Annotated in this window: 26 protein-coding genes; 13 read left to right on the plus strand and 13 right to left on the minus strand. The window is 54.7% G+C overall.

Going from position 1 to position 21,127, the window contains the following annotated elements:
- Positions 1-26 precede the first annotated feature (26 nt).
- The 7 genes from JYE49_RS10095 (at position 27) to JYE49_RS10125 (ending at position 5,245) form a co-directional block, all read left to right on the plus strand.
- Positions 27-536, plus strand: coding sequence for a GNAT family N-acetyltransferase (locus JYE49_RS10095; RefSeq protein WP_093958004.1), 510 nt, complete (start codon positions 27-29; stop codon positions 534-536).
- A gap of 171 nt (positions 537-707) precedes the next feature.
- The gene (locus tag JYE49_RS10100; protein ID WP_093958003.1) at positions 708-2,180 is read left to right on the plus strand and encodes a hypothetical protein; all 1,473 of its coding nucleotides are present in this window, start codon (positions 708-710) and stop codon (positions 2,178-2,180) included.
- Positions 2,181-2,329: 149 nt separating this feature from the next.
- On the plus strand, positions 2,330-2,953 hold the full coding sequence (locus JYE49_RS10105; protein WP_093958002.1) for a trimeric intracellular cation channel family protein: 624 nt from the start codon (positions 2,330-2,332) through the stop codon (positions 2,951-2,953).
- 7 nt (positions 2,954-2,960) lie between these two features.
- On the plus strand, positions 2,961-3,485 hold the full coding sequence (locus JYE49_RS10110; RefSeq protein WP_093958001.1) for a GNAT family N-acetyltransferase: 525 nt from the start codon (positions 2,961-2,963) through the stop codon (positions 3,483-3,485).
- 1 nt (position 3,486) lies between these two features.
- Complete coding sequence (locus JYE49_RS10115) at positions 3,487-4,125, plus strand: RpiB/LacA/LacB family sugar-phosphate isomerase (protein WP_093958000.1); 639 nt, start codon at positions 3,487-3,489, stop codon at positions 4,123-4,125.
- Positions 4,126-4,173: 48 nt separating this feature from the next.
- A complete protein-coding gene (locus JYE49_RS10120; RefSeq protein ID WP_093957999.1) occupies positions 4,174-4,614 on the plus strand; it encodes a GNAT family N-acetyltransferase in 441 nt (146 codons plus the stop codon).
- Between the two features lie 7 nt (positions 4,615-4,621).
- On the plus strand, positions 4,622-5,245 hold the full coding sequence (locus JYE49_RS10125) for a hypothetical protein (protein WP_093957998.1): 624 nt from the start codon (positions 4,622-4,624) through the stop codon (positions 5,243-5,245).
- A gap of 3 nt (positions 5,246-5,248) precedes the next feature.
- Here the strand turns inward: JYE49_RS10125 and JYE49_RS10130 are convergent, their stop codons facing one another.
- A complete protein-coding gene (locus tag JYE49_RS10130) occupies positions 5,249-5,755 on the minus strand; it encodes a hypothetical protein (RefSeq protein ID WP_143754526.1) in 507 nt (168 codons plus the stop codon).
- An 81-nt stretch (positions 5,756-5,836) separates the two neighbouring features.
- Between JYE49_RS10130 and JYE49_RS10135 the strand changes: the two genes are divergently transcribed.
- Genes JYE49_RS10135 through JYE49_RS10145 form a run of 3 tightly spaced genes read left to right on the plus strand, consistent with a single transcriptional unit; the run spans position 5,837 to position 6,586 of the window.
- Positions 5,837-6,196: a hypothetical protein gene (locus JYE49_RS10135; RefSeq protein WP_369413331.1), complete on the plus strand. Its 360-nt coding sequence runs from the start codon at positions 5,837-5,839 to the stop codon at positions 6,194-6,196.
- Positions 6,197-6,198: 2 nt separating this feature from the next.
- Entirely contained in the window at positions 6,199-6,348 is a 150-nt protein-coding gene (locus tag JYE49_RS10140; RefSeq protein WP_179217469.1) for a hypothetical protein, read from the plus strand.
- Positions 6,332-6,586 (plus strand): PF20097 family protein, encoded by a 255-nt coding sequence (locus tag JYE49_RS10145; protein WP_093958637.1) that lies wholly within the window; start codon positions 6,332-6,334, stop codon positions 6,584-6,586. The genes JYE49_RS10140 and JYE49_RS10145 overlap by 17 nt, the downstream gene beginning before the upstream one ends.
- Before the next feature lies 1 nt (position 6,587).
- Here JYE49_RS10145 and JYE49_RS10150 read toward each other — a convergent pair whose 3' ends face one another.
- Positions 6,588-7,094, minus strand: a complete 507-nt coding sequence (locus JYE49_RS10150; RefSeq protein WP_143754563.1) for a hypothetical protein — start codon at positions 7,092-7,094, stop codon at positions 6,588-6,590.
- An 81-nt stretch (positions 7,095-7,175) separates the two neighbouring features.
- On the opposite strand from JYE49_RS10150, the gene JYE49_RS10155 reads away from it, so the two are divergent.
- On the plus strand, positions 7,176-7,838 hold the full coding sequence (locus tag JYE49_RS10155; RefSeq protein ID WP_283399486.1) for a beta/alpha barrel domain-containing protein: 663 nt from the start codon (positions 7,176-7,178) through the stop codon (positions 7,836-7,838).
- Positions 7,839-7,842: 4 nt separating this feature from the next.
- On the opposite strand, the gene JYE49_RS10160 is transcribed toward JYE49_RS10155, so the two are convergent.
- From JYE49_RS10160 to JYE49_RS10185, 6 genes are all read right to left on the minus strand, one after another.
- The gene (locus JYE49_RS10160; RefSeq protein WP_093958599.1) at positions 7,843-8,250 is read right to left on the minus strand and encodes a DUF4054 domain-containing protein; all 408 of its coding nucleotides are present in this window, start codon (positions 8,248-8,250) and stop codon (positions 7,843-7,845) included.
- Positions 8,231-9,676: a leucine-rich repeat domain-containing protein gene (locus JYE49_RS10165; protein ID WP_179217462.1), complete on the minus strand. Its 1,446-nt coding sequence runs from the start codon at positions 9,674-9,676 to the stop codon at positions 8,231-8,233. Before JYE49_RS10165 ends, JYE49_RS10160 begins: the two co-directional genes overlap by 20 nt.
- Positions 9,677-9,746: 70 nt before the next feature.
- Positions 9,747-10,106, minus strand: a complete 360-nt coding sequence (locus JYE49_RS10170; protein ID WP_093958601.1) for a hypothetical protein — start codon at positions 10,104-10,106, stop codon at positions 9,747-9,749.
- Positions 10,107-10,305: 199 nt separating this feature from the next.
- Positions 10,306-11,277 carry a DUF2184 domain-containing protein gene (locus tag JYE49_RS10175; RefSeq protein ID WP_179217463.1) on the minus strand — a complete coding sequence of 324 codons (972 nt, stop codon included), beginning with the start codon at positions 11,275-11,277 and terminating at the stop codon, positions 10,306-10,308.
- A gap of 135 nt (positions 11,278-11,412) precedes the next feature.
- Positions 11,413-11,904, minus strand: a complete 492-nt coding sequence (locus JYE49_RS10180) for a structural cement protein Gp24 (protein ID WP_093958603.1) — start codon at positions 11,902-11,904, stop codon at positions 11,413-11,415.
- Positions 11,897-13,165: a DUF2213 domain-containing protein gene (locus JYE49_RS10185; protein WP_179217464.1), complete on the minus strand. Its 1,269-nt coding sequence runs from the start codon at positions 13,163-13,165 to the stop codon at positions 11,897-11,899. Before JYE49_RS10185 ends, JYE49_RS10180 begins: the two co-directional genes overlap by 8 nt.
- 126 nt (positions 13,166-13,291) lie before the next feature.
- Between JYE49_RS10185 and JYE49_RS10190 the strand changes: the two genes are divergently transcribed.
- Both JYE49_RS10190 and JYE49_RS10195 read left to right on the plus strand, forming a co-directional pair.
- Positions 13,292-14,911, plus strand: a complete 1,620-nt coding sequence (locus JYE49_RS10190; protein WP_093958605.1) for a putative polysaccharide biosynthesis protein — start codon at positions 13,292-13,294, stop codon at positions 14,909-14,911.
- 185 nt (positions 14,912-15,096) lie between these two features.
- Positions 15,097-15,444, plus strand: coding sequence for a hypothetical protein (locus JYE49_RS10195; RefSeq protein ID WP_093958606.1), 348 nt, complete (start codon positions 15,097-15,099; stop codon positions 15,442-15,444).
- Positions 15,445-15,464: 20 nt separating this feature from the next.
- Here JYE49_RS10195 and JYE49_RS10200 read toward each other — a convergent pair whose 3' ends face one another.
- From JYE49_RS10200 to JYE49_RS10220, 5 genes are all read right to left on the minus strand, one after another.
- Positions 15,465-16,760, minus strand: coding sequence for a phage portal protein (locus JYE49_RS10200; RefSeq protein ID WP_179217465.1), 1,296 nt, complete (start codon positions 16,758-16,760; stop codon positions 15,465-15,467).
- 142 nt (positions 16,761-16,902) lie between these two features.
- On the minus strand, positions 16,903-18,150 hold the full coding sequence (locus tag JYE49_RS10205) for a PBSX family phage terminase large subunit (RefSeq protein WP_093958608.1): 1,248 nt from the start codon (positions 18,148-18,150) through the stop codon (positions 16,903-16,905).
- The gene (locus JYE49_RS10210; RefSeq protein WP_093958609.1) at positions 18,147-18,560 is read right to left on the minus strand and encodes a hypothetical protein; all 414 of its coding nucleotides are present in this window, start codon (positions 18,558-18,560) and stop codon (positions 18,147-18,149) included. The genes JYE49_RS10205 and JYE49_RS10210 overlap by 4 nt, the downstream gene beginning before the upstream one ends.
- Before the next feature lie 123 nt (positions 18,561-18,683).
- Positions 18,684-20,012, minus strand: a complete 1,329-nt coding sequence (locus JYE49_RS10215) for a hypothetical protein (RefSeq protein ID WP_304582795.1) — start codon at positions 20,010-20,012, stop codon at positions 18,684-18,686.
- A gap of 194 nt (positions 20,013-20,206) precedes the next feature.
- The gene (locus tag JYE49_RS10220; RefSeq protein ID WP_093958611.1) at positions 20,207-21,010 is read right to left on the minus strand and encodes a hypothetical protein; all 804 of its coding nucleotides are present in this window, start codon (positions 21,008-21,010) and stop codon (positions 20,207-20,209) included.
- Positions 21,011-21,127 lie beyond the last annotated feature (117 nt).

Raw genomic sequence — 21,127 nt, forward strand, 5'->3', positions numbered from 1 at the left:
GCGCATCATTTTACCGGAGGAAGAACATGCTTTACAGAACGCTGACAGAAAACGACACGGAAGCTTTCTTTGAGATGATGTGCCGTCTGGATGAAGAAACGGAATACATGATGTATGAGCCCGGGGAGCGCCGTGAAAGGACAAAGAACCTGGACAGACTGCGGACCAATATTGAAGGGGCAAACAGCGGCGGGGATTTCCTGCTGGCTGCTGTGACAGAAGACGGGGAAATTGCCGGGTTCATCTGGGCCTCCCGCGGAGACCTGAACCGGGTTCTGCACACCGCCTATATCGTCACCGGAATCCGCAAAGCCTGGCGCCGTCAGGGCATCGGCACAGAATTCTTCAACCGGCTGGATGACTGGGCCAGGGCCAACGGCCTCGTTCGTCTGGAACTGACGGTAGAATGTCCCAACGTCGGCGCAAAAGCCCTGTATGAAAAGCACGGTTTCTGCGTGGAAGGTATCCGGCCGAAGTCCATGAAAGTCAACGGTGCCTATGTCGATGAATACTACATGGGAAAAATCCTGAAATAACAACTCCGAAACATGCCGGATCACCGGCGTGTTTTTTGCTTGAGACCTTGATCGGATTCCCCGTAAGGAACAAAACCGGCAGTTCAATCGTTAGAATTTAAGGAACCTCCCCCAGAGCAACATCGCCCGGGAAAACACCGGTGACGAAGACTTGTAAAGGAGTTTTACAGTATGAAAAAGATTATTCTGTTGATCTTAGCCATGGTTTTGCTGGTATCAACCGCCCTGGCGGAAGATCTTTCCAGTCTGACAGACGAGGAACTGAAAGCCCTGTATGATCGGGTGGCCTGCGAAATGGCCGGCAGGGATCTCTTTTCAAAAGTGCCGGACGATCCGGATAGTGAATTAAAAAACCGCCTGTATGAATTTATGTCTCTCTGGTACGAACAGGATATTGCTGGTATGGTCTACTACAGCACATCCGACTGGCAGGCAAAGCAGGATAATCCCCAGGCATCGATGTACTCTATCCTGAAAAACAGACGGCCCCAATACTATGAACTTCTCTCTGTCTCCGGAGATCCTGACGCTGCAGTCCGGTATGCAGAGTGCAATGTTAATATAGACTGGAACACCGGCAAAATACCCGAGACATACAACATGCTGATCACCATGGTACTGGAAGAAGACGGTCTCTGGCATATTGATCCTTCCGGGCTGGCAACTGATGAAATACCGGAAGCGACCCTGGTACCGGAACTGACGCCCGTGCCTGAAGGGACAGCCGGGGATACCGTAGATGCAGATATAAAATCGCGCCTGAATGATTTCATGTCTCTCTGGCACGAAAATGATATTGCGGGATTGGCAAACTACTGCGCTTCCGACTGGAAAGCAAAGCAGGAAAACCCCCAGCACTCAATATTCGCGATCCTGAAAAACAGGACAGCTGTCACTTATAAACTCAACGCTCTTTTAAAAGCTCCTGACAATAAATCCTGTACTGCATCATGCAATATTGAAATAGACTCGAACATCGGTAAACCTCACAGGATATATCTTTACATGATCTCCATGGTCCTGGAAAAAGACGGTCTCTGGTATGTCGATCCTGCCAGTCTGGCAACCAATGAAATACCGGAACCGACCCTGGTGCCGGAGCAGACACCCGCTCCTGCTGCAGAAATCACCGGAGACACCATCCTGTATTACAATCCGGAGGGTGGATCAAAATACCATTTAGATCCGAACTGCAAAACAGTCAATCCGAAGTTTATCCCGCTGCAGGGTACCTTCCGCTACTCAGACCTGAACCTGGATCATCCAGATCTGAAGCCCTGCAAGATCTGCGGAGCGCCCGAAAGGCCGTCGGGCGATTCCGGTGAGCTCTCACCTTCAGATTACACCCAGAAGGCATGGGCATTCACCCCTGAAATTTACACCGTAATACAGAACAATCCGGACAGCATTCTCAACCAGTCATTCTGTATCAAAGGCATGGTACAGGAGGTCCTTTCCGAAAACCCGCTGACCGTCATGATCAACACCGGCGATGACGGCGAATCCCTGCCGGTCATCATCGAAAGCCCTGACGCGGACAAATTCCACTGGGAGAAAGGCTGTAAGTACCAGATCTACGGGGATTTTGTTGCCGTGAAGGACAACATGCCCGTGCTGGCCGCCCGCTTCAGCTTCACCTGGTAAAGCTTACCGAAGCACAGCACCCGGAATCCTCCATCTGCATGCCGGCACATTTGTCGGCATGTTTTTGTATACATTTGTTCCCGGATACCCAGCGGTATCGCTTTGTGTTATACTCTCTGCGGATATTTCCTTTACGGGAGGACAAGGTCATGCAGATCCTTTTTATCCTGGAAATCATCGGTACCATTGCCTTTGCGATTTCCGGCGCGATTGTCGGCATTCAGAAAAAAATGGATATTTTCGGCGTAAGCATTCTGGGCCTCACGGCGGCTGTCGGAGGCGGTATCCTGCGGGACCTGATCCTGAACATCACCCCGCCCGCGGCTTTCCAGAATCCTGCCTTCGCGGCGACTGCCATCGTCGTCAGCATCCTGGTTTTCATTCCGGCGATCCGGAACGTCTTTGAGCACGGGAAGAAGTTCTATGAAGCCCTGATCCTGATCATGGATTCCATCGGCCTGGGGCTGTTCACCGTGGTCGGCGTCCAGGTGGCCACTGCCGCCATGCCGGAGCGGAACCTGTTCCTGATCACCTTCGTCGGTGTGCTCACCGGTGTGGGCGGCGGCATCCTGCGGGATGTGTTTGCCGGGAATACGCCCTATATCTTCATCAAGCACTTCTATGCCTGCGCCTCCATCATCGGGGCGTGGACCTGCGCCCTGCTCTGGCCCTATACCGGCTCTGTAACCGCCATGATCGCCGGTGCAGCCCTGACCGTCGTCCTTCGCCTGCTGGCAGCCCGCTTCCGCTGGAGCCTGCCGAAGGCAAAGTGAGGGAAAAATGCAGTATAAGGAAATCAGCCTGCAGGAACTGGACCGGTACGCCCCGGAGATGTTTTCCATTCTGTCCTCCAATATGGCATTGATTCATCCTGAAGAAACCGTGTCCGAGGATGACTATGCCCTCTGGAAAGCCTACCAGCAGGAGCATTTCAGCGAAAAGACCTTCATCGTTTTTGAAGACGGAGATACCCTGGCCGGATACTTCCAGTACTCCCTGCGGGATCAGGATCTTTTCATTGAGGAAATCGAAATCAGGCCGGACTACCAGGTGCGGTACAACATCCTGGGCAGCCTGCTCCGGTTTATCCGGGAAAGAATCCCGGATCATATCACCACCCTGTCCGCATATATCAACAAGAATAATCCGCGATCATATACCGTTGCGGAAAAGCTCGGCCTGTCGGCAGTCGCGGAAACTGTCTCCGGAAAAAGCCTTCTGTATTCGGGAGATATCCGGCGGCTGCTGCACCGGAGCCACGATTCCGCCGCGGCAAAACATAAGCAGGAAGACGGAGAAGCATAACATGAAAATCGGAGTCATCCAGGCAAGTTCACAGGCTTCCAAAAACAGCCTGATCTACAATACCGTCAGGAAATATGCCCCGGAGGCGGAAGTGATCAACTTCGGCTGCACGGAAGAGGAGCAGGAGCGCTACAGCTATATCGAAATCTCCCTGCTGGCCGGGATGCTGCTTGCCGGCGGAGCGGTGGACTTTATCGTCACCGGCTGCTCCTCCGGCCAGGGCATGATGCTCGCCTGCAACAGCTTCCCGGGCGTGCTGTGCGGTTATGCGCCCACCCCGGTGGATGCCTACCTCTTTGCCCAGATCAATAACGGCAACGCCGTTTCCCTTCCCCTGGGAGAAGAATACTCCTGGACCGGACCGGAAAACTTTGAGGCCACCATCGCCCGGCTTTTCTCGGAGCCCTTCGGCCAGGGCTGGCCCAAGGGAGAATCCGCCCGAAAGCTCCGGGATACGGAACTGCTGAAGAGCATCCGCCGCAGCTCCCAGGTATCTGCCGTTGAGTTGTTGAATTCCCTGGACAAAGCTGTTGTGGAAAGCATCCTGCGGAAACAGAATGTCGTCAGGTACATTCTGGAACATGGCAACGAAGAGATAAAAAATACAATTCAGAATTATGAATTCAGAATTCAGAATTAATTGTTTTTACCACACTCATATCATTATGAATTAAAGAGAGATACTTCTATGGAAATACGAATTATTGACAACGATATCCGCCTGATTCCTTATTACCGGAACGACGAGGTTTCCCTTGCCTGGTACCAGGATCTGGACGTCTGCAAACAAGTGGATAATATCGATCACACCTATGACCTGGAAACCCTGCATAACATGTATGATTACCTGTCCAGCCACGGCGACTGTTATTATATCGAGTACCAGGGCGTGCTGGTGGGTGACGTTTCCCTGCGGGAGAATAAGGAAGTCGCCATCGTCATCTGCAAGGAATACCAGAACCGGCACATCGGCCGGAAGTGCGTCACAGATATGCTGAAGCTGGCAAAAGAGAAGGGTTATGACAAGGTCATCGCCAATATCTACACCTTCAACGAGCAGAGCAAGAGCATGTTCCGGGCGCTGGGCTTCGTGCAGACCGGCGAAGAAGACTTTGAACTGATACTGTGAGGACTCCATGGATATTCAGCGCATAGACAACTATACAGATACCCGTTTTTCAAAGACCGTGCTGGAGCAGCACGGCGCTTACCTGATTAACGGTGATCCCTATGAAATCGAAATCACAGGCTCGTCGGAAGCGACAGTCTGCGGAAAAGATCCGGCCGCATATGCGGAGCTGATTGAGGAATTCCGTTTCCACGCGCCGCATATCGTCCGCTTCTTTGACGATACCGGTTCGCCGCTTGCGGAGTATCCTGTTCCGGAGATCATAGAGGTGAAACCGGATCAAATCCAGCCTTCCCAGTTCTTTGTGGATGAGGAAAAACTGGCCGCCATCCGGACCTTTATCCATCGGCCGGAGGATGTCGTTATCCAGGTGCTTCCCTGGAACGGCCGTTTCATCTCCCTGGACGGTCACACCCGCCTGTACGCTGCCGTGCAGGACGGTTTCCCGTTCGTGAAGGCGGTCATCAGCGAAACGGATGACTGGGTCTGGCCCTTTGTCCGGGAAGCGGAAAGAAGAAACATCCTCAGTCCCCGTGACCTGATCCTGCTTTCCCATGATGAGTACGAGGTGCAGTGGAATCAGTACTGCGATTCCGTCTTTGCGCAGCAGGATCCCAGTGCTGACGAATAACTCTTACCTCTCTGTTATTTCATAATCAAAATCATTGTATAGTCCACCGGTGTCAAGCAAAGCCTTGTCACCGGCTTTTCCTTTTACCAGGACGCCTTTCTTCGCGACCCGGTTATAAATCCATCCGCCGGAAAGGGTAACCGGGCTGTTGGGCGGATCAATCCCGGCGTCAATATATTCCCGGATACCGTCCGCACCCCGCTGTCCGGCATTCTCCAGCCCGGCCTGCGTGCCGGATAAATCGCCATTGTTTGCCGCCTCGCAGGCTTCCATCAGGCACTCCGCCATCTCTGTTCGCAGTTCTTCCTTTGCCAGGGCCGGCCGGACCACCGGCCGGGGCGGGATCCGCATAACCGGCGATCCCCGGGTATGGATGCCCAGCAGGAATTTGGACCGGGCGGAAGCCCCGGACGTCAGGCCCACGTCCACCCGGTGCTTTTGCAGGTACTCCAGGCATTTCGCCCGTTTTTTGATTTGATCCGTATTCTCTGTGATTGTGATCTTCAGCATATGTTCACATTTTGCGCATGCGGAATACATACAGACATTTTACAATCAGGGTGGTGGATTCCATACAGAAAGGAGATTCCCATGGAAAAGAACACCCCTAACATTTCCAGCTCCCTGCGTCATGAGATCCTGAGGATTCCCGAGGCCACTTACGCGGCCACCGGCATTATCATCAACGGCCGGCGGATCAAGAGCCTGGTTTTCACCACAGACCTGGCTATCATCCGGAACTGTGACGCGGACGCTGTTTTCGCGGTATATCCCTTCACGCCCCAGCAGGTCATCAGTGACGCGATCATCAAGGCGTCCTATATCCCTGTTTTCTGCGGCGTCGGCGGCGGCACCACCCAAGGCCTGCGCACCGACTGCCGCAGCGCTTGCCCTGGAGTTTATCAATATCAGCGTCCTGCTTGTCAAAGGGCTCTGGAGAAAGAAGGATAAAAATGATTGATTTCCTGTTTGATGCAGCCGAGGTTGTCCTGGACGTTATCATTAACATATTCTCGGCGAAGCGGCGGAAGCTCAAAGCCCAGCGCAAAGCGGAGGAAACCGGAGGAACCAGTGAACACACCGAAGATGAACAGGGACAATAATGTGCCTGTGATCTGTCCGTACTGCGGACAGGAAATGGATGACGGAGAAGTCATGAGCAACGGCCCCTGTGCTCTCTACTGGTTGCCATCTGATCCGGAGCGCAGGGCTTTGGCCTTCCGTGGGGGCCGCGGCCTGCTTAAAAATGTTGTTTCCGGGAACCTTGTACAGATTTCTATAAAGGGAAATTACTGCCACACCTGCAGGAAACTGATCATCCCCACGGAGATCCAGCCCTGACTTACCTCTCCGTAACCTCATAGTCAAAATCGTTATACAGCGCACCGGTGTCAAGCAAAGCCTTGTCACCGGCTTTTCCTTTCACCAGGACGCCTTTCTTCGCCACCCGGTTATAAATCCATCCGCCGGAAAGGGTAACCGGGCTGTTGGGCGGATCAATTCCGGCGTCAATGTATTCCCGGATACCGTCCGCACCCCGCTGTCCGGCATTCTCCAGCCCAACCTGTGTACCGGATAAATCGCCTTTATTTGCCGCCTCGCAGGCTTCCATCAGGCACTCCGCCATCTCTGTTCGCAGTTCTTCCTTTGCCAGGGCCGGCCGGACTACCGGCCGGGGCGGGATCCGCATAACCGGCGATCCCCGGGTATGGATGCCCAGCAGGAATTTGGACCGGGCGGATGCCCCGGACGTCAGGCCCACATCCACCCGGTGCTTTTGCAGGTACTCCAGGCATTTTGCCCGTTTTTTGATTTGATCCGTATTCTCTGTGATTGTGATCTTCAGCATATGTTCACATTTTGCGCATGCGGAATACATACAGACATTTTACAATCAGGGTGGTGGATTCCATACAGAAAGGAGATTCCCATGGAAAAGAACACCCCTAACATTTCCAGCTCCCTGCGTCATGAGATCCTGAGGATTCCCGAGGCTACCTATGCGGCCACCGGAATTATCATCAACGGCCGGCGGATCAAGAGCCTGGTTTTCACCACAGACCTGGCTATCATCCGGAACTGTGACGCGGACGCTGTTTTCGCGGTATATCCCTTCACGCCCCAGCAGGTCATCAGTGACGCGATCATCAAGGCGTCCTATATCCCTGTTTTCTGCGGCGTCGGCGGCGGCACCACCCAGGGTCTGCGTACCGTTACCCTGGCGAAGGACGTGGAATGCCAGGGCGCCATGGGTGTTGTACTCAACGCGCCGATCACCAACCCGAACCTGGCCGCCGTTGTCAAGGCGGTGGATATTCCCGTGATCATCACGGTTACCAAACCGGATACGGATATTGAAGCCCGGCTGGATGCCGGCGCCTCCATCCTGAACGTCGCCGGCGGCGCCGCCACACCGGATATTGTCCGCAGCATCCGGGAGCGCTTCCCGGAGGTTCCCATCATCGCCAGCGGCGGAAACACGGATGAGACCATCGAGAAGACGATCCTGGCCGGGGCAAACGCGATTACCTACACCCCGCCAACCACCAATGACCTGTTCAAGGCCCTCATGGAAAAATACAGGGAAGAGTAATCCCTCATGGTATATAGACTGACCGGCTGTACAGCCGGATCAGCGACAGCAGCTGCAGTCCAAAGGTGGTTTCCGGCAGATCCGCCAGAACCGTGGACGCAGCGGAAGAAGCAGAGGAGGCGCCGGCCGCGTAAGTGACCGACACCTCCCCTGCTTTTTTACCTGTAATCCGCTGCGGCGGCTGCCCTGCCATGGCAATCTGTTCCTTGGTTGCAACAATCTCATCAGGCAGGGCCGTGCGGGCATACAGCGTCAGCTTATGCGCCGCGTACAGCCGCCGGGCCTCCTCCGCGTCCTCCGCCGTGAAGGCGGAGAAGCGGGCATTGGCCTGGGCAATACAGGAGGATAAAACAAAAGCGGGCTTAAAGCCCGCAAATTGTGGATAATAGGATTTAAACTCCGATTCTGTCAAAGTCTGATTCCTCGTACAGGTCGCTCAGATCCGGAAGATCCAGCTTCACGCAGTTCTCAAAGGCGTCGGGGCCGACGTTTTCCAGTTCCTCCGGCAGCTCGATGCTTTCCAGTGCCAGGCAGTTGGAGAAGGCTTTGTCGCCGATCACTTCCACCGGATCGGGAATCACGATTTCCTTCAGCATGTAGCAGCAGAAGAAGGCGCTTTCACCGATTTCCTCCAGATCGTCCGGCAGCCGGATGTCCGTCAGGGCAATGCAGCCGGAGAAGGTGAAGGGATTGATCGAATAGGTCCAGGAAGGCATCACCATGCTCTGCAGGGACTGGCAGCGGCAGAAGGCCTTGGCGCCGATGAAGCTGCAGGTATCCGGAATGGAGATGTTTGTCAGGCTGATGCAGCCGTCAAACGCTTCGCTGCCGATGTAGTCCACCGCAGCGGGCAGGGTCACGCTGGCCAGGCTTTCACAGTTCTGGAAAGCGCCGCCGCCGATGTAGAACAGCTCGTCCGGCAGGATCAGCTCTGTCAGGCTTGTGCAGCCCGCAAAGGTGTTCTTGCCGATGGTGGTCAGATCCACAGGCAGGCGCACGGAAGTCAGGCTTTCACAGTTCCGGAAGGCCATTTCCCCGATGAAGGTAATGTTTTCCGGGAAAACCAGTTCCGTCAGGGCGGTGCAGTCCTGGAAGGCACGTTCCGCAATGGAGGTGACTTTCGCCGGGAAGGTGATGCTCTTCAGCTTACGGCAGCCGTTGAAGGCGTCCGCGCCGACGGTGGAGATATTGGTATCATGCAGGTTGATATACCGCAGGTTGTCGCACTGGTAGAATGCCCGCCGGCCGATCGCCCGCACCGATTCGAAAACAACCACCTGGGCGAGGCTTTCATTGCCGTAGAAGGCGGACGCACCGATAATGCGGGTTCCGTCCGGCAGCGTATACGCGCTGTATTCCTTGGTCATCGGATAGCAGATCAGGCGGCCGTCATCCCGGCTGAACAGCACTCCGTCGTTCAGGTACAGGTTCGGATTCCCTTCGGCAACCGTCAGGTCCGTCAGCCAGGCGCAGCCTTCAAAGGGATTCATGCCGACCTCCGTCAGGGTGGCGGGCAGGATCACCTTTTCCAGGTTGGCGCAGCGGCGGAAAGCGTAATCCCCGAGGCAGACCAGACCATCCTTGATTTCCAGCTCCTCCAGGTAATCATCTGCCTGGAAAGCGGAAGGCCCGATAGCCGTAACTTTAATGCCGTTCAGCTCCTGCGGAATAACCAGGGAGGTTTCCGTTCCTTCATACAGGATGATTTCTGCAGTGCCGTCATGCTGGATGATATAGGTGTAATCCCCGGCCTTCTGGCTCTGCTCCGCAACAGCGGCCGGAAGGACACAACAAAGGAAGAGAACACATAACATCAGAGCCGCTATGAGTTTTCTCATCCGTATCCCTCCCATCACACTGTTCTATTCTGCATTTTTCATTCATATAATGATATCGTGTTTTCGCCGGTTAGTCAATTTTTTTGTTGTTTTCCGCTGCCGCAGAATCCCCCTGTGACGCGGTTTTCACCGCGTTTTGTTTCCGGCCGGATGTGTTAGAGCGTGTTTCACCCTCCGGAGAAGGGGCGGCAGGCACTTTCCGGCCTGTCGCGTCCGTACCCTCCAGCGGCTCCGCCTCAAGCTTTTTCCGCTGTACGGAGGTCACTGCCGCCTCCAGGGAACCGTCGTTCAGCAGCATCTGGAACAGGGGATCCTCGCGGATGGCCTCCGGGGCTTCCCGGAAGGTCAGGCGCGTTTCCGGGGTAACCCGGTGAATTACTGCGCCGGTATGATCACGAAACTCGGCACAAACGCGGGAAAGAATGAGCATATACAAAAATCTCCTTTCGTCGATTTTAAATGAAATGTTGCTTCGCAACATGAAATATCGGCCAAAGGCCGATGTGAAATATTCGACTTCGTCGAATGTGAAATGTTCGTCTCCGACGAACGTGATAATTACCTGGACTTCCTTTTCGAAGATCTAGGGGTATTCAGCAACTCATAATTATGAATTATGAATTGACGGATCAGATTCCGTCTAAATATCTGACCGTACTCGGATACAGGAACCTGACCTCGGAGAACTGCGCGATATAGGGGATTTTGATCCGCATTTCGGAGTACTCCGTGTCCATCCGGCGCAGGGGCTGGGTGAGGTTGAAGCAGATCCGGTCCACCCGGTTCATATAGACCACCATGCGGTCGGATCCGTTGCTGCCCACGCCGCCGCACCACTTGCAGGGAGAAATGGTCAGTTCCCCGCCCTGCTGCACAGACAGGTTATTCTCCAGCACATAGGTCAGGATGGACCGTTCGGAGTCGTCGGACACCTTGCGGGTCACCAGCTGCCCAAACTGTTCCACAGGGATCAGGATATGGTTCGGCAGGGCGTCAGAAGAGCAGTCGTTGTCCTTCCAGAGGGCGGAAATAGCCCGGTTGATGTCCGCCAGGATCTCATCCGCCGTCTTGTTGTCCCAGGCCGTGTCCGTTCCTCCCGGGGTATGCGGTGCCGCGGAAGACCGGGTGATATTCGGGTTATTGCACAGGCCTGTGGAAGATACCTTGGTAAAGCCGGTATAAACATTGCGGTCAATCAGCTTGTCGCAGTGCAGGCGGATACCCTTGTTCAGGAAAGTTTCCGGATCCCGGCCGACCTGCAGCATCTTCTCCCGCTCCATGGTGGAGAAGGACATATATTCCGCGAAGTTGAAGGTCCGGGCCACCTGCTTGGACATGTCCGCCTGGATCACGGGAATATCGTTGGCCGCCTCAAAGAAGAGGTTGTCGTCATCCCCGCCGGAGGAAGCATAGGAAACGTCCACGGAGGCAATGGATTCCAGCAGTCCGCCGCCGGTAATGACCGGCATATCCCGGGGCCAGTCCGTACCGGACAGCGGCTCCAGGATGGTGTCATCCACCTTCTCCAGTTCCTTCATCAGGAAGGTATAGGAATCGTTCACCGCCATACGGCGGGGAGCGATCCGCGTCAGTTGATTCATGGAAAAACTCCTTTCGTGGCGCATGCTAAATTCACAATTCATAATTCATAATTCATAATTTTGTAGATACTCAACCCAGCAGGCATACACTTACAGGGTGTTGTACACTAATAATTCTGAATTCTTAATTCTGAATTAAATTATGTTTCTCTTGTTTACGACAACCTCGCAGCACATGGCTCCGCTGTTCCGGATCCGGACGTTCTCCAGCAGCACGGTGGAGTCAGCTGCACCTGCGGAGGCGGTCAGTGCTCCGTCGGATTTCCGGATATAAACCTTGCCGCCGGTTGTGCCGCTGGCAGCCAGTGAAACGGTGATACCGCCCCGGACCAGCACTTCCATCACATCCCCCGGTTTCCAACAGCCCGCCTGGGGATTGCCGGACTGATCCTGCGGATAGGTGTCCGGGGTCTTGTCCGCAATCCGGACCGCGAAGCCCAGGAAGCTGCTGAAATCCTGCGGGGAATCCGGATCGAAAGGAACCGCTCCGCCCGAGGCCAGGAACACCGGAGTGCCGAAGGGAATCTCCTCCTCCCCCGCGTTCTTCACCGAGATCACAATATCGTCCACGGAGCGGCTAATTGCTCCGGGACTGCCGTTGCCAAAGACTGCCTGTACCTTACCCACGACGGTTTCCCTCCTTATAGCTGGCGTTGCGTTTTTCCATAATCCGGCGTCCCAGGTCTGCGGACACAGGCGTTGTACGCCGCTGCGCCGAGGCCAGGGCCGCATAGACGCCGGACTTCTCCGCCCGGTTGTCCCCGGCGCGGCGGAGCCGGGCCGCGATATCCCCGGCCACCTTTTTCCGCATCCCGCCGGGCATGCGGGCCAGTACCGGCTTCACTGCGATCAGGGCGGCACGCAGCGCGTCCCCGGTCTGCAGGGTTTCCGGCAGCGGATTCTCCTCTTCCTCCTCAAGGATCACGGAGGCCACCGGATCCAGGATTTCCTCCATCACGGCGGCAATCTCTTCCGTGGCCGGATCTTCCGTTTCCAGGGCAGCCTGCTCCAGCGCCTCGCTGACAGCCTCTTCGGCGTCCTCATCCACGGCGCTGGTCATTCCACCCGCTTCCAGCAGGGCGATGATCCGGTCCAGGCGTTCCAGGACGCCGGTCAGCCCGCCTTCATCGATGATGATGTTCTTCGTTTCCTCCTGCGGCTCTTCCGCCGGTTCCTCCGCCGGTGTTTCCACCTCCACCGTGTTCTCGCCGACGACCGGGACCGCTTCACTTTCCGTTTCCACGGGATCGATCATCTCCTCAATGATCTCGGCGACGGTTTCGATGTCGCCGTCTTTGGCCATCCGGGCCAGTACTTTGGACAGGGATTTCTTCATGATGCTTTTTCTCCTTTCAATCACAGGTTTCTGGTCTTTGATAGAAACGCGGGAACCGGCGCGGCCGGCATCCACAACCGCCACGTGATTCCCGCGGATCTTCCTCTGTATATATTGACCGTTCTCCATGCACAGCTCATAGGTATAGCCGCAGGAGATTTCCCGCTTTCCTTCCTCCAGGATCGCGGTGATCAGGGCCGGATCGGTAATGATCAGGTCCGCCAGCAGCAGGTCCGATTCTTCCCCGCTGCCCCGCCGAACGTTGTGGGCATGTCCCTTCTGCAAAGCCCTGATATTGGAAACATCCACCCCGTCGGGTGGATGATCATTGGTTACCGGCATTCCTTCAAAGGAAGCCATCGTGGCCGGTGAGAACACCTCCTCTTCCGGCCGATACACAGGAATCAACGCCGGGCCGGGAGGCAGGCCGACCTCTTCCGGAAGGTATTCCTGTGTGCCTGTCCGGGCAACGGGCACGTTAAGACACAGTAAATACCCTTCCGGTTCACGACGAGAGATGTTGTCAGACAATCGGGTCCCGTAATAGTGCAACTCCGCACCTCCTTTTTCGTGTTGCTGACCAGGACAAAGGGACGGTTCTTTTGTCCTGTTTTTCCTTTTTGTTGTCTTTGTGATATAATATCCGGGATTTCATTCTGTGATCAGAAAGGAAGCATTATGACTCAAAGACAGCGCAGCCTGATCGGCGGCATTTCCGTACTGGGTGTAGCCGGAATCATCTGCAAGGTCGTCGGCGTTCTGTTCCGGATCCCGCTGACGCATATCATCGGCACTGACGGGCTTGGCCTGTTCCAGCAGGTCATGCCAGCCTATAATCTTCTTTTGGCCATTACTTCCGCGGGTATTCCGGTTGCAATTTCCCGCATGGTTTCCCATTACGTCACCATCGGAGAACCCGGCAATGCCCGCCGTACATTTAAAGCGGCTCTGAAGCTGCTCACGATACTGGGTATTGTCTCCACCGTTATCCTGCTGCTCTTGTCCCGCCTAATTGCAACACTTGTTAAAACCCCTGAGGGCTACCTCAGCTATATGTGCATCGCTCCTTCCCTGTTCTTCGTCTGCGTCATGAGCGCTTACCGGGGATATATGCAGGGTATGCGCCGTATGATGCCTACCGCCATCAGCCAGCTGATTGAGCAGGTCGGCAAGGTTGCCGTGGCCCTGCCTTTAGCCGCCATCGGCTTCGCCCGAGGCGGTGAAGAAACGGGTTGGATCATGGGCAGCGCCGGTGCTCTGCTGGGCACTTCCCTGGCAGAATGCGTCGCCATGCTGTACATGATCATCCATGCCCACTTTGTGAAGCCCCTGCCTCCCCAGCCGAATGAAAAACCCGTATCCGGCCGCGAGCTGGCAAAACGGATCGTCCGTATTTCTATCCCGATCACGCTGGGTGCCTGTATCGTTCCCCTGGCTTCCACCATAGACTCCGCAATGCTCAAAAGCCTGATGATGGGCACAGGTATTCCTGATGATATTGCCGGCAGGCATTACGGCGTATACAGCGGTATCGTCATCACGATGATCAACGTACCCACCGCCGTCGCCATGGCCATGTCCACCAACCTGGTACCCTCCATCGCCTCCGGCCTGGCCCGGAAGGATATGAAATATGTGGCCCGGGAAGCCGGGATCGGCCTTCAGGTTGCCTCAGTGGTTGGCTTCCCCTGCTCCATCGGTATGAGCCTGCTGGCCAAGCCCATCGTCTACCTGCTTTATGGCAGCAATGCCAAGTTTACTCCTGAAGAACTGATGCTGGCCGGTAATCTGCTGGAGTTCTCCGCCATGACCATCATCCTGTTTACCATGGTGCAGGCAACTTCCGGCATCCTTCAGGGCGCCGGGAAGCAGAAAATTCCAATGCTGACCCTGGTTGCCGGTGTAGTCTGCAAAGTTATCCTGAATGCGATCCTGGTCAGCACTCCCGGCATCAGCATTCACGGTGCGCCCATTGCGTCCCTTGTCTGCTACACCGTATCCATGATCCCGAACCTGTATTATGCCTGCAAGTATTCAGGCTACCGGTTCTCCATCCCGAACATCATTCTTAAGCCACTGGCCGCCACTGCCGTAATGGGCGTGGTTGTATGGGCGGTTTACAATTTCGTCTTCGGGGGCATACAGGGTATACTCTCGGCGGATTTCTTCAGGCGCCTGGTGATAGTTGCGCTCTGTATCGCAGTCGGTGCTGTGGTCTATCTCATCGCTGCCATCCTTTTCAAGGCGATCAATCCCGACCATCTTCCCGCGCGTTTCCGCCCGAAGAAAAAGGCATAAACGAATATGAAATGAGATACCGGCTGTACTGCAGCCGGTATCTTTTTCTGTCCTGTTTTTATTTTCCTTTTCCCTGCGAAATAGCCTTCCTTATTCTTCACATTCAATCCTGTTGCTTTCCGCGCCGGAATGATATACTTTTTTCAAGATGAAACCTGTTCGAGCCGCTGAAAGGAGAACGGAATATGGATACCCGCAGCAATGGAAAAAGCATCAGCACCACAGACAACACAGAAACGGCTCCCACCCCCGTCTGGCAATTGCATCCCAGAATCTCCAGGGTTTTTATGCTCAGTGCCCGCGGATGGCTTTTGCTGTTTCTCTTCTTTGTCGCTGTCCTTTTCCTCCTTCTTCTTGGCACCGGCACAATAGCGAACTGGATGGACAGCCTGATTCCCATCCTCCTGGTCGTATTTGTCCTGCTCGGCGTCGGTGCATTTTTCATCAAGCGCTTAAGCATAAGCAACGCACAGGACAATCATGACAAGGCGGAGCAGGAAAAAGAAGAATCATACGGCTATCATCATTACTGATATCCTTCCGGCTTTGGTTATTAATCCCGGATTTTCGTATATACTCCCAGTTCTTCTCCCCGGCATTTCAATTCCATGACGGCCTGTTCCCTGGTGAACAGGCCGCATTTATATCCCTCGATCACATCCCCGGACAGTTTCTGCACCAGCTCCGCCCTTTCGGCGGGGCTGCTTGTCATCACGGGCTCAAAAACAATCTCCAGGCTTTCCGGAACATAACCCCAGCAGGAGACTGCCATCACGGGCAGCAGCTTTTCCAGAGCCGGGCGCAGCTGCCTCTCCTGCAGGGAGGCGATCATGTCGTAGTAGTTCCGCAGGTCCGATTCGCCGGTGGCGTTCATTCCCTGGGGCGAGCGGCCGAAAAGCCGGGTCGCCGGAATCTCCGCAGCGCCTGCCATATCCATCATGAACTGCTCATAGATCTCGCTCAGTCCCGTAAAGGAATAGGGATGATTCTCCAGGCTGTCATCCCGGGACAGCAGCTGGATACCGAAGGAAGTCCTGAATCGGTTTTCCATCCCCATGGCGTATTCCACGCTCCTGCGCTGTTCTTCCGTTCCCGCTCCCAGCAGTTCCCCGAAATCGGACATCTTCAGCGTGGTGATGTTCGCCTGGAAGATCAGCTGGGCGATATTGGCGGAAGCCGCGCTGCGTTTGAGCAGCTCGTCCCGGATGTGCTCCATCTCGCTGGCGCCCCAGAAGTTCTCCCGGATGGTTTCCCCCCGGGGCAGTTCCCTGCCGATAAAGCGCAGCACCCGGGAATGATGCAGCCGCACCATGCGGTAGTTCTCCGTATCCAGGTTCACGGTATAGTATTCCGGCAGGCCGAAATCCGGATCATCCAGGTCCGATACCAGTTCCGCGGAGGGTTCAATTCCCTGCGCCCGGTCCAGCACCAGCAATCCCTGGAAGCAGTCCGGCAGCAGCATCTCCTGTTCCAGCGGCTGATCCAGGCGGTCTTCCTCTCCCCGGATCACCATCAAGGCCAGCGAACCGCCATACAAACGGGCCCAGCGCAGGGCATTGGTCAGCTCCTGCTTCACGCTGTGTCTGGCTTCCAGCCGGCGCAGGGCAAGAATCTCCTCCGGATTCACGGAAGAGGAAAGCCGATACCAGGCCCGGGTCATATCCTCCGACGGCGTATCGATGATCCTCTTTGTCAGCCAGGATTCCCGGTACATCGCTGTCAGCAGTTCCGGATCCGAGGTCAGCCCGGAGCGGAGAAACGTCCCGGAAGCAAGCAGCGGCGAATCCTCTCCCAGAAACGCCGCCGCGTTGGAATAACCATCTGCGCCGCGAACACGGCGATTTTTCAATTCACAATTCATAATTCATAATTATTCTCATGTTACCCACCACAGGGAAACACTCTCAACCGTAGACTCTATAGTATTTTTAAGTTTTCAGTTTTAAGTTTTCAGTATTCATTAACACGAAAGCGTCCCATGTTTTCGCTGTTTACCTGCGAAAACGGGACGCTTTCGTGTGACATAAATATCTCACCGCGTCCATCGCGTGGTCATGCACCTTCACCGGCCGTTCCTCCCCTTTCATCCGGGCCTTCTCATCCCACACATAGCTGTGAACTTCTCCCAGCAAAGCCGGACACCGGTTCCGCTCCACCCGAATCCGCCGGTTGCTGATGCATACCGCCGTGGTGGCGATGCCTTCCCGGACGTCGTTCTTCGCGTCCAGCACCCGGAAACCCCGGTTCCGGAGTTCCGCCTTGAAGCTGGCCGCGCTGGGATCCACGATGATCTGCGTGTTCCGGTCATTCCCCAGGAATTCCGCCAGGTCATTGGCATATTCCGCATCTGTTTTCTGGCGGCGTTTGGAAGTGGAATTCCAGTAGTATTCCTTCATGATCCAGAAGGTTTTTCCGTCATCACGCACATCCAGGAAAACACAGGGATTTACCGTGCCGTAGTCCACCGCGCAGAAGCGGCGCATGTCCCGGAAGGGCAATGCTTCCGGATCCCGTTCTCCTTCAACAAAGGTGTTCTCCTTGTCATCCCACATGGGATAGACCGCGCCTTCCGCGCTGACCCATTCGCCCAGGATATACTGGCGGTAAAAAACCCCGGTAAAACTCCGGGCATAGCTCTGCCGGATTTCCGGGGACAAGGTCAGGTTATCATCCATGGTGAAATGCAGCCGGTACAGGCCCAGCTCCTCCGCCCGGTCAATAAAGTCCGTCTTGATATAGTGCCAGGCGCCGTTGGGATTGCAGTTCAGGAAGATCCTGCTTCCTTCCACGGAGCAGCGGCCGATCATCTGGTCGATAAAGGACCTGGGAAACAGGGCCGCCTCATCCGCGTAGGCGCCGGCGGCCGTCATCCCCTGCAGCTTATCCTGGGCGTTATCCTTGTCCGCGCCGAAGAGGTAGTAGCTGTTCTTCCCGATGATCACCCGGGCCTCTCCGCGCTTCCATTCATAGGCGATCCCGAGGGTCTCCAGCATGGAAAGCATCGGCCCCAGCACGTTGCGTACCAGCGCTCCGGAGGTGACCCCGGCCATAATAAAGTCCTTCCCGCTGAAGCAGGTCAGGCTCCAGAGCAGGAAGGACAGAATCATGGCTACGGTTTTGCCGCTGCGGATGGCGCCGTCCGCCAATACGATGCGCCGTTCTTCCACACCGGAACCCGGCCGCCACCAGTTCAGCAGCTGGCTTTGTTTCCGGGAGAAGGGCTGAAACTGAAAGCTCAAGCCTCTTCACCGCCCTCTTCCGCTTCCCCGTACAGTTCCTTCATTGTCTCCGTGGAGGGTGTCACCGCGGTCGTCAGCAGGCGGATCGCGTTCTCGGCGTCCTCCCTCGGATCCACGCCCACGCCGGGCAGGAAACGGTTGTACTGCTGGCTGATGATGGTGGCGCTCTTCTTCAGCTGATCAAAGCTGGCCCGCCGGATGGCGATGAGGCCGTCCTTGCGGATCATGGGAATCATCTCCGCCAGCGGATGGCGGTAGGTCTTCCGGCACCAGCTTTCCAGCTTTTTCTCCGTGGTTCCGATATACCCCAGGATTTCCTCCGTTGTGCACTGGAGCGCCGCCAGTTCCTCAAAAAGATCCTTTGTCAGTTCGCGGCGCAGGCCGCACAGGGTTGTGGTCGCCTCCGGCATTCTTCTCCTCCTCAAACAAAACAGCCCCGGCATTGCTGCCGGAGCCGTAAACATATTTTTCTATCTTAAGGATAATCCCGAAGTCTACTGTATTTCAAGTCTCACACAGCTATCCTTTTACTCTCATGACCCTGCCGGAACAACTGTAGGATCAGGTTCCAGATAAGTCAGCTTAATCCCGCCGCCATCTTCCTGCGAAAGCAAAGTAAGATTTACCTGTTTATCCGCTTCTATATGCAGGGTAGTTTCATACTCATATCCGCTCTTTGTTTTATAGGAGAATGTTCTGTCTTTCTCACTCTCCGATCCTTTTCCGAATCCCATCAACAATCCTTGTGGAAAGCCCTCACCATCCGAAGGCCTGCAGGTTGACGATCCCATTTTTATTTCTGTAACAGCTTCTCCCGTTTCGTTGTAGACATAAATGTGTGTCCTCCCGATATCCTCCATAGGATCTTTTTGAGCGTCTAATTCAGCAGCAACATCAGAGGAAGCCCGGATCTGATCCAGCGGGATATTGAACTCCCAGTTTCCCTCCAGGATTTCCCGGATATAGTACAGATCAAGATAATAATCCAGTTCTTCCAGCTCTTCCGGTTTGTATTCTATTGCATATTCCACCCAGTCCATATTGTAATCGCTGTCTTCATCCCACATTAATTTGATCGTATTCCCGCTAAGAATGTTGGATTCTCTGTTAGCAGAATGAATCGTGACAGGCCCTGTATAGAAACTTCCTGAACTTATTTTCAGGTTCTTATCCGCGTTGTGAATCTGAATATGAAGCCGGCCATCAATCCAGCCAATTCCTCCCAGGAGGAGATTCTTCATTGCGGGATCATCACTGAACGGCTGTTCCAGTGAGAGGCTGCTATCGATGAATCTTATTTCATCAGGTACCATATCCGTAGGATAACTCATATGCCAGCCCTTCCCGCTCGGGACCGGCACACCTTCATAGGATTTTCCGTATTGTTCCAGAAGCGGGAGGATCTGAATACTTGTTTTTTCCATTGCAGGTAAGCTCTTCAATTTTACAGAAAGAGTATCCTGACTGTCTATCCGGTTATACATGCACTTCTGTATCACATAGCTATGATCCGGTTCCGCGGCAACATAGTTCGCGCTGCCGCTCGTATATTTGATGTCCATGTTATAGTCAAGCCATTCTTCAATATTCTGAAAAATATAATTATGGTTCAATCTTCCGCCTTCCAGATCATGAATATCATATTCAATCCACAGATACCGATCAGTCAACAAAGCACCCATCACTGTCACACGAAACCCCTTGTCCTCGCAGCTCATATTGACCGGAATCAGTTTCGCTGCTGATTCTTCAAACGAATATGGTTTTTCTTCTACAGCCGCGGATTGATTGACAGTATTTTTCCAGATGATATATCCCACGCAAGCCAACACAACCAACAGCACCGCCAGCAGCACGATCATCCATTTCTTCATATTCTGTTTCCCCTTCCAAAGCAGACCTATTCTCCTCTGGTCTTTCCCTCTGCACTGATTCTAACATAGCCTTGCCGCCCGCGGTGTAACAATACTGTAAATTGTGCAACAACGTTATGTACATTTTTCTCCAACAAAAAACGCTGTCCCGTTTTCGGGACAGCGTGCTGTTTTTCTGTTGCTTAATAGGTCAGCGTCAGGTCGTTTGCGTTGAAGAAGAGGAAAGTCCGGTAATAGGAATCCTGCTCCTCACCGCTCCGGAAGATAATGCCCGGAAGCGGATTGTTCTGCTTATCGGGGCTGATGTAGCGGGCGGTGCGCTTTTCGCACATCAGGATCCGGGTGCCTTCCTGCAGGGTGCCGCGGTTGCCCTTCCGGTCCGTCGGCATGACGCCGGAGGTGTTGCTGTAAACGGCAATGCAGTATCCGTAGGTGACGGCCTCTGACAGACTCAGCGTCCAGTAGGGGGCGGTGACGAAATGGATCACGTCAATCCAGGCCTTCTCAAAGGTGTCCAGGCGGACTACCTGCAGGTGGCCGCTGAACTTGTGTCCCCTCTCTTCCTTAATCTGCTGATCTGTAACCAGCACCGGCGTCTTATGCGCCACGGCACCGACGACTTTCCACTTCGCACCCTCCTGCCTGTACAATGGCAGCATCCAGGGCGTCTCTGTAAAGGTATTGAAGCGGCTGACCTCCCAGCCGGTCTGCAGGGCTACATATCCGACGGTTCCCCGGTAATCCGGTTCCACCCCGGCCACGTCCGGGTTTCCTCTGCCCAGCACTTCCGGCGCTTTCCGCGGCTGGATCGGATTTCCCTCCGCGTCTGTGAGGTTCAGCATCGAAACAGCGCTGTTTGCCAGCATCAGATCAACGTCCGCCTGGTCCGCCTTCACGGGTACAGGCAGGCAAACGGACACAAGCAGCGTTGCCAGCAGCGCCAGCGCTGCCGCCCTGCGGACGTCCGTTCCTATGGTTGATCTCACGGCTTTTCCTCCTTATGCTAAACCGTTGAAAGAAATGAATGGATGTCTCAAAGCAATCCGTCTATGTCACTGAAAGAGCATGTGCATGTAACTGTGTAAGGTATTATATCACCAATT

Origin of the sequence: Aristaeella hokkaidonensis (assembly GCF_018128945.1) — a bacterium.
Lineage (GTDB): Bacteria > Bacillota > Clostridia > Christensenellales > Aristaeellaceae > Aristaeella > Aristaeella hokkaidonensis.

Excerpts from the sequence above, each read along its gene's own strand:
- JYE49_RS10095 (WP_093958004.1), top strand. The coding sequence starts at position 27 with ATGCTTTACAGAACGCTGACAGAAAACGACACGGAAGCTTTCTTTGAG.
- JYE49_RS10100 (WP_093958003.1), top strand. The coding sequence starts at position 708 with ATGAAAAAGATTATTCTGTTGATCTTAGCCATGGTTTTGCTGGTATCA.
- JYE49_RS10105 (WP_093958002.1), top strand. The coding sequence starts at position 2,330 with ATGCAGATCCTTTTTATCCTGGAAATCATCGGTACCATTGCCTTTGCG.
- JYE49_RS10110 (WP_093958001.1), top strand. The coding sequence starts at position 2,961 with ATGCAGTATAAGGAAATCAGCCTGCAGGAACTGGACCGGTACGCCCCG.
- JYE49_RS10115 (WP_093958000.1), top strand. The coding sequence starts at position 3,487 with ATGAAAATCGGAGTCATCCAGGCAAGTTCACAGGCTTCCAAAAACAGC.
- JYE49_RS10120 (WP_093957999.1), top strand. The coding sequence starts at position 4,174 with ATGGAAATACGAATTATTGACAACGATATCCGCCTGATTCCTTATTAC.
- JYE49_RS10125 (WP_093957998.1), top strand. The coding sequence starts at position 4,622 with ATGGATATTCAGCGCATAGACAACTATACAGATACCCGTTTTTCAAAG.
- JYE49_RS10130 (WP_143754526.1), bottom strand. The coding sequence starts at position 5,755 with ATGCTGAAGATCACAATCACAGAGAATACGGATCAAATCAAAAAACGG.
- JYE49_RS10135 (WP_369413331.1), top strand. The coding sequence starts at position 5,837 with ATGGAAAAGAACACCCCTAACATTTCCAGCTCCCTGCGTCATGAGATC.
- JYE49_RS10140 (WP_179217469.1), top strand. The coding sequence starts at position 6,199 with ATGATTGATTTCCTGTTTGATGCAGCCGAGGTTGTCCTGGACGTTATC.
- JYE49_RS10145 (WP_093958637.1), top strand. The coding sequence starts at position 6,332 with ATGAACAGGGACAATAATGTGCCTGTGATCTGTCCGTACTGCGGACAG.
- JYE49_RS10150 (WP_143754563.1), bottom strand. The coding sequence starts at position 7,094 with ATGCTGAAGATCACAATCACAGAGAATACGGATCAAATCAAAAAACGG.
- JYE49_RS10155 (WP_283399486.1), top strand. The coding sequence starts at position 7,176 with ATGGAAAAGAACACCCCTAACATTTCCAGCTCCCTGCGTCATGAGATC.
- JYE49_RS10165 (WP_179217462.1), bottom strand. The coding sequence starts at position 9,676 with ATGAGAAAACTCATAGCGGCTCTGATGTTATGTGTTCTCTTCCTTTGT.
- JYE49_RS10170 (WP_093958601.1), bottom strand. The coding sequence starts at position 10,106 with ATGCTCATTCTTTCCCGCGTTTGTGCCGAGTTTCGTGATCATACCGGC.
- JYE49_RS10175 (WP_179217463.1), bottom strand. The coding sequence starts at position 11,277 with ATGAATCAACTGACGCGGATCGCTCCCCGCCGTATGGCGGTGAACGAT.
- JYE49_RS10190 (WP_093958605.1), top strand. The coding sequence starts at position 13,292 with ATGACTCAAAGACAGCGCAGCCTGATCGGCGGCATTTCCGTACTGGGT.
- JYE49_RS10195 (WP_093958606.1), top strand. The coding sequence starts at position 15,097 with ATGGATACCCGCAGCAATGGAAAAAGCATCAGCACCACAGACAACACA.
- JYE49_RS10210 (WP_093958609.1), bottom strand. The coding sequence starts at position 18,560 with ATGCCGGAGGCGACCACAACCCTGTGCGGCCTGCGCCGCGAACTGACA.
- JYE49_RS10215 (WP_304582795.1), bottom strand. The coding sequence starts at position 20,012 with ATGATCGTGCTGCTGGCGGTGCTGTTGGTTGTGTTGGCTTGCGTGGGA.